Here is an 11,246-nt window from a genome sequence, read left to right on the forward strand (position 1 = left end):
AAAACTCTTTTCGGAAGCTGAGGCTTCCTGCAAAATTTTTTTTATATGTAGGAGGTAATTAATGATGAACACTGAAGATGAATTGGGTGTAAAGGAACTTGAATTAAAGGATAAAAATGAGATTGACTGGCTTATAACCGTATTACCCCTTGCAGTAATAATCTGCTTGACGGGATTGGTTCTTTTTTTTCCTGTAGAATCGATGAAGGTAGTTGATGCTCTTTGGTCTGTTTTTGTAAACAAACTGGGGTTTTTCTATATTTTGCTCGGCTTGGGTCTTGTTTTTACCGCCATAGGTTTAGCCGTTTCAAGATTCGGAACTGTAAAGCTGGGAAACCTTGAAAAACCGCGTTACGGGAATTTTACATGGGGTTCTATGATTTTTACCTCGACTATGGCAGCCGATATTCTTTACTGGTCGCTTATAGAGTGGGCATATTATTTTGGGGAAAGTCCCTTCGGACTGTCTTCTCTTTCATTGGCGGAAAGGCAGGATTGGGCCGCTGCCTATCCTCTATTCCATTGGGGAATAACACCATGGGCTTTTCATATAGTGCCTGCCGTAGCCTTTGCCTACATGCTCCATGTAAGGGGAAGAACAAAGCAAAAGCTGTCCGAAAGCTGTCGCCCTATTTTTGGGAATAAGATTGACGGTCCTATAGGAAAGATGATAGATGTTTTTTCCGTAATAGGATTATTGGCCGGAACTGCTACAACATTTTCGCTTGCAACTCCTCTTTTGTCTTTGGCTGTTTCTACTATTTTTGGGATCCCTCAAGGGAAGATTTTGACACTTGCCATTCTTCTTATAATAGCTGCCGTCTACACGGCTGCCGTTTTATTGGGCTTAAAGGGGATTTCTCAGCTTGCAAAGATTTCGGTTGTTTCTTTTTGTGTTCTTCTAGGTCTTGTCTTTATAGCCTCACCCAAAATCTATGTAATTGAGACAAGCATAACGGGAATCGGAAAGGTTATTCAAAACTTTTTCGGTATGTCCACATGGATGGACCCATTGCGTATTTCCGGAGAAGGCGGGGCGGGCTTCCCTCAAAACTGGACAATATTTTATTGGGCTTATTGGATAGCATGGTTTGTTGCAACTCCTTTCTTTATAGGAAAAATTTCGGAAGGCCGTACAATAAAAAATACCATAATCGGCGGTCTTATCTGCGGTATAGCGGGGACTTATTGCTCTTTTATAATCCTTGGAAATTACGGGCTTCATTTACAGGCTCATGGAATATTTGATGCGGCTTCTGCTTTAAAGGAAACGGATCCTTCTCAAGTTATCTTGCAAATTCTTAACAACCTTCCTTATGCAAAAATAGTTTTAGGTGTTTTGATAATTACGATGATAGCCTTTTATTCGAGTACCTTTGATGCAATTACTTTGGTAATAGCTTCCTATTCTCAAAAGAACCTTGAAAAACACTCGGAGCCTAAAAAGGGCTTAAGGGCATTTTGGGCTGTAGTTTTTGTAATGCTTCCTGCAGCCTTAATCCTTGTGGGAACTAATTTAAACCAGCTTCAAAGTCTTTCGATTATAGCCGCCTTTCCTTTAGGAATTATAATAATATTGATAGTTATAAGTCTTTTTAAGGAACTAAAACATAACGGAGGATATAGGTAAGCTCTACGCCCCTTGTTCCTTTTTTGTTTTAGTACTATAATGCTTGCAATTATCAATAAAATAGGAGTTTTTTATGCGAAGGGAACATGACTTACTCGGAGAGTTGGATATTCCGGAAGATGCTTATTACGGTATTCAAACTTTCCGAAGTGTTGAAAATTTTCAAATTACAGGATTAAGGCTCTGTGATTTTCCCGATTTTATTAAGGGGCTTGCTTATACAAAGCAGGCAGCAGCCGAAGCTAACCATGAACTCGGCTATTTAAGCGATGAAGTTTACAAGGCTATGATTCAAGCTTGTAAAGAGGTTGCCGAAGGCAAATTCGACAAAGAATTTGTAGTCGATATGATTCAGGGCGGAGCGGGAACTTCTACCAATATGAATGCAAACGAAGTTATAGCCAACCGCGCAAACGAAATTTTAGGAAAGGCTAAGGGAACTTATTCGCCATGCCATCCCAATAATCATGTAAACTTTGCCCAGTCTACAAACGATGCCTATCCTACAGCTGCAAAGCTCGGCATCTCGTTAAATACACCGGCTCTTATAGATGAGCTTAAATCCCTCATTTCTTCTTTTAGAAAAAAAGCCCAAGAACTTGGAGACAATATCAAGATGGGAAGAACCCAGCTTCAAGATGCCGTACCCATGACTCTCGGCCAAGAATTTGAATCCTATGCCGCTTCTTTGGAAAGCGAAATTCCTCAGATTCAGTTTGCAAGGGAAAATCTTCACACCATAAATATGGGAGCTACCGCAATCGGAACAGGTATCAACTCGGATCCTAACTATACACCGAAAGTAACCTCTCATTTGGCAAAGATTTCGGGGCTTGATCTAAAGGCTGCAAAGAACATGATAGCCGCCACGAACGATACCTCCGACTTTGTAACATATTCTTCCGAGTTAAAGCGCCTTTCTGCAAAGCTTTCAAAGATATGCAGCGATTTACGCCTTCTTTCTTCGGGCCCCAGAACAGGACTTTACGATATAAGTCTTCCTCCGATGCAGCCCGGTTCTTCTATCATGCCCGGAAAGGTAAACCCCGTTATCCCTGAGGTTGTCAATCAAGTTTGCTATAGGGTTATCGGAAACGATACGGCTGTTGTTTTAGCTGCAGAATCGGGCCAGCTTGAGCTCAATGTTTTTGAACCCGTTATGATTTATTCTATCTTTGAGTCTATTAAACTTCTTATAAATGCAATGAAGACATTGAGAGAAAGATGCGTTACGGGCATTGTAGGAAACTACGCTCATTGTAAGGAGAGTGTTCACCGAAGCATCGGCTTGGTTACCGCCTTAAATCCAGTCATCGGTTATGAGGCATCCTCCGATATTGCAAAGACAGCCTTGCGTGATAACCGCAGCGTTTATGACCTTGTTTTGGAAAGAGGCCTTCTTTCAAAAGAAAAATTGGATGAGGTTCTAAAACCCGAAAACATGACAAAGCCTAAGAACATGGTAAAAGCTTAATCTGTAATCTTAATTTCAGTGCGTCTATTTTAGACGCACTTTTTTTATTTCAATAAAGTAATTTCTTATTTTATAAAAGCCGTAATTACAATTTGACATAAATCTAAAAAGAGTGTATAATTTACTAACTTTGTTAGTTAATTGTCTATAAAAAACTTATTTTTAACTTTTTGTCAATTAACATACAAAAAAGGAGTTTCTATGAAAAATATTGTTAAAATTTTCATCGGTTGTCTTCTAATTCTTGGTGTGCTGACTTCTTGCAGCAAAGAAGAAGGCAAAAAGGCTTTGATGGTCGGTATGGTTACAGATGCCGGAACTATAGACGATAAATCCTTTAACCAAGGAACATGGGAAGGTATTAAAAAAGCTGAAAAAGATCTTGGTGTAAAGGTTAAATATCTAAAACCTGTCGGAACAACCGAAGCCGACTACATCAAAGAAATTTCAAACCTCTATGATTCAGGATATAAATTTATTATTTGTCCCGGATTTAAATTTGAGACGGCCGTATTTAAAGCTCAGTCCAAGTACAAGGATGCCAAGTTTATCATAATCGACGGAAATGCTCATCCTGCCGATTCATATGATGCCCAAAACGGACCTAATACAATCGGAATCAGCTTTTTAGAAAATGAAGCCGGTTTCTTGGCAGGTGTTGCCGCTGCTTTACAGCAAAAAACAGGAAATTTCGGCTTTATCGGCGGTATGGAAATCCCTGCTGTACAAAAATTTAACTGGGGATGGCAGCAAGGTATTAAATATGCAAACGAAAACCTCGGTACCAAAATTGAAATCTATCCTGAAAACTTTATATATCAGGGCGGATTTTCCGACATTGCAGCAGGTCAGCAGATTGCCGCTTCTATGTATGATAGGGGCGTTACCGTAATTCATGCTGCAGCCGGAGGTGTAGGTGTAGGCGTTATCAACGAAGCTAAAACCAGAACTCAGGCAGGAAAAAAAGTTTGGGTAGTAGGTGTCGACGTTGATCAATATGCAGAAGGAGTTATAGGAGACGGTTCTTCTATAATTCTTACATCTGCTATGAAGTATCTTGATAAGGCTTCATACGATATGGTTAAGGAAGAATTAAACGGAACATTTACAGGCGGACGCTCATTATTGTTCTCTGTAAAAGAAAACGGTGTTGGAATTCCTGCTAAAAATCCTAACCTTTCCGATGATGTTCAAAAAAAGGTAAATGAAATTTATCAAAAAATAAAGAAGGGTGAGATTGTAGTAAGTGCAGCTCAAGGCGATTTATTTAAATAAAACTTAAAGAAGTTTACAAAGCCCTCTTTCTAAAGAAAGTGCTTTTCCAAGGAAGGGGGCCGTTTCTTATTTTTTGAGGAGTTCAAATTGTCCCATTCTGATTATGTGATTGAAATGAGAAATATCCGCAAGGAATTTCCCGGAATCGTAGCAAACGATGATATAAGCCTGTGCGTTAAACAGGGAGAAATACATGCGATTTTGGGAGAAAACGGAGCGGGGAAGTCGACTCTGATGAGCATCCTCTTCGGGCTTTACCATGCCGATAGAGGAGAAATCTATGTAAAGGGAAACAAGGTAAAAATAAACAGCCCAAATGATGCAAATGATCTAGGGATAGGAATGGTGCATCAGCATTTTAAGCTCATCCATAATTTTACCGTAACCGAAAATATTATTTTGGGTAAAGAAGGCGGTTTTATCCTAAACAAAAAAGAAGCCGAAAAACGGATAAAAGAGTTAAGCGATAAATACGGTCTTTTTATTGAACCTGATGCTCTTATAAGCAATATCACTGTCGGTATGCAGCAAAGGGTTGAAATATTAAAAATGCTTTATAGGAATGCCGACATCCTAATCTTCGATGAGCCGACGGCAGTTTTAACCCCTCAAGAAATAAACGAACTTATGCAGATTATGCGGAACCTTGCCGCAGAAGGTAAGGCCATAATTCTTATTACCCATAAATTACAGGAAATTTTGGATGCAGCCGACAAGTGTACGATTATAAGGCGGGGAAAACTCATAGATGTTGTCGATGTGGCTTCTACAACCAAAAATGAACTTGCCTCCAAGATGGTGGGCCGTCCTGTAGACTTTAAGGTTCCGAAAGGGCCTTCAAATCCGGGAAAGCCGATTCTTGAAATTAAAAACTTAAACGTATTAAAAGAAAAAAAACTGCCTGCAGTAAGCAATTTTTCTCTTGAGGTCAGGGCAGGAGAAATCGTAGGTATAGCCGGCGTAGACGGAAACGGTCAAAGCGAGCTGGTCTATGCGCTTTCGGAGCTCATGCCGGTCGAGTCCGGCAGTATAATTTTAGACGGAAAAGATATTACAAACTTTTCCGTAAGAAAAAGAGCAGAATCGGGCTTAGGCCATGTTCCTGAAGACAGGCAAAAACACGGCCTTGTGTTACAGTATTCTATTGCCGAAAACATGGTCATAAAATCCTATTACACAAAAAACTTCCAAAAACACGGATTTTTAAATAAGGAAAAAATAAACTTCTTTGCTCAAAAAATCAGCGAAGTCTTCGATGTCCGCTCCGGTTCAGGTATAGAATCCAAAGCGGGAAATTTGAGCGGCGGTAATCAGCAAAAGGCGATTTTAGGAAGGGAAATTACCCTTGATCCGCCTCTTTTAATAGCGGTAAACCCTACGAGAGGACTTGATGTAGGAGCTATAGAATCTATCCACAAGGAACTCGTAAAACACAGGGATAACGGAAGGGCTGTTCTTTTAATTTCTTTTGAACTTGACGAAATATTTAACCTTTCAGATAGGATAGCAGTAATGCACAGGGGGGCTTTAAGCGGAATTGTACGCCCTGAAGAAACCACCGCCGAAGAAGTAGGGCTTATGATGGCCGGCATGGGAGGAAAAAATGAGTAAGCTTAAAATACGATTTAAAGACTTTAATATAGCCGAAAACAATTTTATTATCAGTTTTTCCGCTGTTTTACTCGGTCTTATTGCCGGTGCCGTTTTTATAGCCGTTTTAGGAACAAATCCGTTTTCGGCCTTTTCCTACCTTTTCCGGGGCGGCCTAATGAATATAGAGCGTATAGGAAACACCCTTGCAACGGCTACGATTCTCTTGTTTGTAGGACTTTCGGTCAGCTTTGCTTTTAAAACGGGGCCTTTTAATATCGGTGCCTCAGGACAGATGCTCATTGGAGGCCTTTTTGCAACCTTTATAGCCTTAAACAGTTCAATGCCTCGCCCTGTTTTGTTGCTTGTTTTAATAATAGCCGCCATGATTGGAGGAGCCCTTTGGGCTGCTTTGCCCGGCCTTTTAAAAGCCGTATTCAATGTACATGAGGTCGTTTCTACTATAATGATGAACTGGATAGCCTATTGGATAGTTTATTATTCGGTTCAAGGTTATCTAAAGGCCGAATTTATCGAGACCGAAAGCCGCTCCATCGCTGTAGAACACACCTTGAGGGCTGGGTGGCTGAGTAATCTATTCGGAAGCGAGTATATAAATTACGGCATATTTTTAGGTATTTTAGGAATTATCCTTGTAAAAATAATATTGGATAAAACGACTCTTGGCTTTGAGCTAAAGGCTGCAGGATATAATAAGAGCGGAGCGGAATATGCAGGCATCAAGGTAAACAGAAATATTATCTTTTCTATGATGATTGCCGGAGCTCTTTCAGGTCTTGCAGGTTTAACCTATTATGCCGGTTATTCCCTTAACATGCAGATCGGTGTTTTACCCTCTCAAGGTTTTGACGGAATAGCCGTTGCTCTTCTAGGCGCCGGAAATTCGATAGGTGTTGCTTTAAGCTCCATCTTTTTCGGTATTCTCCATGTGGGGAAGGGCTTTATGAGCGCCAACACAAATGTTCCGCCCGAAATAGCCGATACCATCATTGCAGTTATCATTTATTTTACGGCGACAAGTTTATTGTTAAAGAAATTTTGGTCTAAAATCCAAAAAAATAAGGAAAAAACCGTCAAGGAGGCGAACTAATTATGTGGTATACTTTAACTTCAATATTTCCCTATGTTATAGCATATACGATTCCGCTTTTAGTTACTTCTTTAGGCGGTCTTTATAGCGAGAGGAGTGGAGTAGTAAATTTAGGGCTTGAAGGCCTCATGCTTGTAGGCAGTTTTGCCGCAGCTATTACCATCCATCTTTTGGAAGGCTTGATACCCTCCGGCCTTCTTATACCCATAGGCCTTTTAGCTGCCGTAATTATGGGAATCTTATATTCTCTTTTACATGCCTTTGCTTCAATTACATTAAAGGCCGATCAGATTATAAGCGGTACCGCCATAAATATGTTGGCTGCAGCCTTGACAGTCTATACCGCGAGAGCCATCTTAGGCTCTGGAAATGTCCGTGTAAACAGCATAATCAGAAAAGACATTCCCGGCTTGGCGAATATTCCCGTTTTAGGGCCATTATTCTTTTCTCAAAGCTATTGGAGTACATGGCTTGTTTTAGCTATTTTGGTTTTTTCTTGGTTTTTACTTTATAAGACCTCATTCGGCCTCAGGCTTCGGGCCTGCGGGGAGCATCCTTCGGCCGTAGCCAGTGCGGGCATAAATGTGCATAAGATGCGTTACTTTGCCGTATGTGCGAGCGGCGCCTTAGCCGGTTTAGGCGGCGCCGTTATTCTTGTAACCTATTCCGGCGAATTTAACGGGAGTGTTGACGGCCTTGGCTTTTTAGCTCTTGCAGCTTTAATCTTCGGTCAGTGGAAGCCTTTAGGCATCTTGGGTGCAACCTTCTTTTTCGGCTTTGCCCGTACGGTTGCAAATGTTTCTCAGGTTATCCCTTCCTTGAGTATTATTCCTCCGGTTTGGCTTAAAATTTTCCCTTATGTGGTAACATTGATAGCCCTTGTTCTTTTTAGTAAACATTCGGCGGCTCCCAAGGCTGACGGGGAACCTTATTAAACTTTTAATAAGGGAGAGCCTATGAAAAAACGCTTTTTTCGGCCGTTCAGCCTTATATTCACTTTTTTTATAGCCTTTAATTTCTTTGGGCCGGCCTTTAGTTTTTTTGGGCCTGCCCTTAATCTATTTGGGCAAGAAAATACCGAAACTGCCTTGTCCGAAAAGACTCTTGGTATAGAGGGAATCTGGGAGAATGGAGGCCGATTTATAGAATTTTCACGAGACATTGAAAAAGATTCTCTCGATATGAGGGTTGTTTTAAAGCCTTATTACCGCTTTGTATACGAAAAAATGGGGAATTTTTCTTCCTCTATAGAAGCTATTGAAAATTCTAAAAGTCAATTTTATTTAAGAGTAAACTATCCCTATGTTAAAAAAGCCGTTGTTTTTCCCTTATGTATAGAAAAAAACTTCTTTTTTACTTCATTTTATAAAAAAATCCCTTATGAGGTAAAAAAAGAAAGCTCGGATAATCTTTTAGAAACAAAAGATGAAAACTCTGAAAGCTCCCTTGACGATAAAAAGAATCTCTTGGACGGTTTTTGGATAGAGCAGGGCAGTCCTGACGGCATCCTTCTTTATCCCAACGAGGCTCCTGCTTCAATCGATGCTTATTTTTTTACCGGAGACGATTATATCCGGTTCCGCTATTGGCTTGATGACCTTGAGTATAATGGCAAAAAGGTAATTGTTAAGGGAAATGACAGAGTCAGCTATGAATTCCCCCGCCTTTTAAAAAGAGGAAACCTTGTTTATTCATGCCTTACCAATACCGGAAGCATTTTACGCAATTATGAAACGGGAAAATACACAATTTCTTCGGATTCAAATGCTGAAAATACCCAAGGCTTGTTTTTAAGTTTTAAGCCTCTTGGTGCAGGCCCCGGCACTTATGCCGTTCCCGATACCTATCCCAAGGCTCAATTTTCGGTTTTAGAAAATTTACCTCTTTATATAATGGATGAGGGAAATGTCTTTGCCATGGGCTCTCCATTTTTGATCAGATCCGATATTAAAGATTTGGATGCAGAAATCGAAAAACACAATGCAAACCGAAGATCTCCGCCTGAGCCGTCTATACCGAGTGAAGATTTATAAAAAGGAAAAAGATTATGCATTATAAGGTTTTGTTTAGGATTGAAAAGTTTAACTTAATAGACAAGTTAAAGCACAAGATAACTAATTATAAAAGATATTGTGAAGAAATGGGCGATACTGCCGAAATTGAAGTTGTTTTTGCCGGGGATGTTGTAAAATACTTTGAAAATCTTGAAAACGATTTTACGGATTCGGGGCTCGACATAGCCCTATGCCACAATGCCCTTACAGGACAAAACATGCCCGATATAAACTATAAAAATATTAGAACTGTCAGGGCCGGAATAGGCGAAATTATAAGCCGGAAAGCTGAAGGGTTTATCGAATATACGATAGAATAAAGATGCACTATAAAATTAAAGAGGTACCCGGAGTTTTTTAATCATAGGTACCTCTTTAATTTTTGTTATTTTGAGCTTCTTAGTCTTTAGGCCACGTCAGCACTTTTTCGCAAAGGGCTGCAAAGTCCTTAGCTACCTTTTTTGCATCGCTTACAGGGATAACCGCTTCTTGATTTAAGGTTTTTTCAAAGAAAAGTTCTATGGACTTAAATGTATCGGGAAGAGGATAAAAAAGAAAAGCAAAGTTGATGCCCACCGGTTTTACTACCGTAAAAGCCGAAATGGCTTCCTGAGGAGTTTTACTGTAAACAATGGTGGACTGATTTTTTGCAGTATAAATATTGGATTCTTTAAATCTCAAAGGTACTTGAAAGTTCTTATCTCTAAATACAGGTTCGGTTGCCTTGTGGGGGAAGTTTGCGGGCTCTACCAAGAGGAAAAGCTTTTTTCCGTTTGTTTGGAAAGTTAAGCCGTCACCGGTCATATAAATGTCTTTTACGGTTGAATATGAAATTATTTCATAAACACTGTAGGCCGACTCTTCCTTAAAAAAAGATGAAACGATGTATCCTTGATCCATTGGAAGTTTGTTTTGAGCATAAGCTTCAAAAAGATCAATAGCTTTTAAATTTGACATAAAAATCTCCTTTTGATTTATAGATAAAATTATACACTATTTTTTTTAAGTCTTCAAGGCTTAAAAACCGAACTTTGTCAATAATTTTATAAAAAAAGACCTTGACATTTTTTCCGTTTTTTAGCATAATGTCTATCTTACGTGGTGGGTATAGTTCAGGGGTAGAGCGCCAGATTGTGGTTCTGGTTGTCGTGGGTTCAAATCCCACTACCCACCCTTTGCGGAGCTTATAAAGCTCCGTTTATTTTGCGCCTGTAGCTCAGCTGGATAGAGCATCGGACTTCGAATCCGCAGGTCGCACGTTCGAATCGTGTCGGGCGCATAGATTTGCCGCCTATTTTACTGTTTCCATAATTTTTAATTACTTGACAAAACAGTCTTATTTTGATAGGCTTAAAAATCTATTTTATTCTTATAAGAGGTGACGAATGGCGACTAGACAGCCTAAAGGAAAAACAGTTAGACGACTCGGCGTTAATATTTACGGTAATCCGAAATACGACAAACTTTTGGATCGTAAGCCGAACGGTCCCGGAAAAGAACGCGGCGCTAGAAAACGGGGCAAGACTTCTGTTTATGGAGAACAATTAAAGGAAAAACAAAAATTCAGATTTGCTTATGGAATTTCGGAACGGCAGTTTACGAATTTATATAAAAAAGCAAGCAGAATGCCCGGTGTTACCGGTGATAATATGATTTCCTTGATGGAACAGCGTTTGGATAATACGATTTATCGAATGGGCTTTGCTATCAGCCGTGCACAGGCCAGACAAATGGTCTCGCATGCTTATTTCTTTATTAACGGAAAGCCCGTAAACATTCCCTCGATGTGCGTAAGCGTAAACGATGTTATTACAACAAAAAATAAGAAAGGTATTCAAAACCTTATCCGCCATAATATGAGTACTTCTCAAGGTGCGAGAGGTTCATGGCTCACAATTGATGACGAAAAACTTTCTGCTACTGTAAATATTTTACCTGTTACTACGGATATTCAGCCCGTAGGAAACATTCAGAATGTTGTTGAATACTATTCAAGAAAAGCTTAAACTTAAGTTTTAGCTTGGCTTTAAGCTCTTGCACAAAACGGCTCATCCTTTGAATGAGCCGTTTTTTATTATACTCACCATGCTTGATTTTTTAGTTCTTTAGTTC

At 39.8% G+C, this 11,246-nt stretch carries 10 protein-coding genes and 2 tRNA genes; 11 read left to right on the forward strand and 1 reads right to left on the reverse strand.

The annotated features are described in order from the left end of the window. Positions 1-61 precede the first annotated feature (61 nt). The 8 genes from E4N78_RS05335 (at position 62) to E4N78_RS05370 (ending at position 9,454) form a co-directional block, all read left to right on the forward strand. Positions 62-1,630 carry a BCCT family transporter gene (locus E4N78_RS05335; protein WP_255812009.1) on the forward strand — a complete coding sequence of 523 codons (1,569 nt, stop codon included), beginning with the start codon at positions 62-64 and terminating at the stop codon, positions 1,628-1,630. Positions 1,631-1,703: 73 nt separating this feature from the next. Further along, positions 1,704-3,104, forward strand: a complete 1,401-nt coding sequence (locus E4N78_RS05340) for an aspartate ammonia-lyase (RefSeq protein WP_255812010.1) — start codon at positions 1,704-1,706, stop codon at positions 3,102-3,104. A 201-nt stretch (positions 3,105-3,305) separates the two neighbouring features. Beyond that, a complete protein-coding gene (locus E4N78_RS05345) occupies positions 3,306-4,379 on the forward strand; it encodes a BMP family lipoprotein (RefSeq protein ID WP_255812011.1) in 1,074 nt (357 codons plus the stop codon). 87 nt (positions 4,380-4,466) lie between these two features. Further along, a complete protein-coding gene (locus tag E4N78_RS05350) occupies positions 4,467-5,990 on the forward strand; it encodes an ABC transporter ATP-binding protein (protein ID WP_304665935.1) in 1,524 nt (507 codons plus the stop codon). After that, complete coding sequence (locus E4N78_RS05355) at positions 5,983-7,080, forward strand: ABC transporter permease (RefSeq protein ID WP_255812012.1); 1,098 nt, start codon at positions 5,983-5,985, stop codon at positions 7,078-7,080. The genes E4N78_RS05350 and E4N78_RS05355 overlap by 8 nt, the downstream gene beginning before the upstream one ends. A 2-nt stretch (positions 7,081-7,082) precedes the next feature. Further along, on the forward strand, positions 7,083-8,015 hold the full coding sequence (locus E4N78_RS05360; RefSeq protein WP_255812013.1) for an ABC transporter permease: 933 nt from the start codon (positions 7,083-7,085) through the stop codon (positions 8,013-8,015). 21 nt (positions 8,016-8,036) lie between these two features. After that, the gene (locus E4N78_RS05365; RefSeq protein WP_255812014.1) at positions 8,037-9,113 is read left to right on the forward strand and encodes a hypothetical protein; all 1,077 of its coding nucleotides are present in this window, start codon (positions 8,037-8,039) and stop codon (positions 9,111-9,113) included. Positions 9,114-9,127: 14 nt separating this feature from the next. Next, positions 9,128-9,454 (forward strand): DsrE family protein, encoded by a 327-nt coding sequence (locus E4N78_RS05370; protein ID WP_255812015.1) that lies wholly within the window; start codon positions 9,128-9,130, stop codon positions 9,452-9,454. Between the two features lie 79 nt (positions 9,455-9,533). Here E4N78_RS05370 and E4N78_RS05375 read toward each other — a convergent pair whose 3' ends face one another. Next, positions 9,534-10,091, reverse strand: a complete 558-nt coding sequence (locus E4N78_RS05375) for a hypothetical protein (RefSeq protein WP_255812016.1) — start codon at positions 10,089-10,091, stop codon at positions 9,534-9,536. 144 nt (positions 10,092-10,235) lie between these two features. On the opposite strand from E4N78_RS05375, the gene E4N78_RS05380 reads away from it, so the two are divergent. The 3 genes from E4N78_RS05380 (at position 10,236) to rpsD (ending at position 11,140) form a co-directional block, all read left to right on the forward strand. After that, a tRNA-His gene (locus E4N78_RS05380) sits at positions 10,236-10,307 on the forward strand. Between the two features lie 32 nt (positions 10,308-10,339). Then, positions 10,340-10,413 (forward strand) — tRNA-Arg (locus tag E4N78_RS05385). A 106-nt stretch (positions 10,414-10,519) separates the two neighbouring features. Continuing rightward, positions 10,520-11,140, forward strand: a complete 621-nt coding sequence (rpsD, locus tag E4N78_RS05390) for a 30S ribosomal protein S4 (protein WP_255812017.1) — start codon at positions 10,520-10,522, stop codon at positions 11,138-11,140. Positions 11,141-11,246: the final 106 nt, after the last annotated feature.

Source organism: Treponema denticola, assembly GCF_024400535.1.
GTDB lineage: Bacteria > Spirochaetota > Spirochaetia > Treponematales > Treponemataceae > Treponema_B > Treponema_B denticola_C.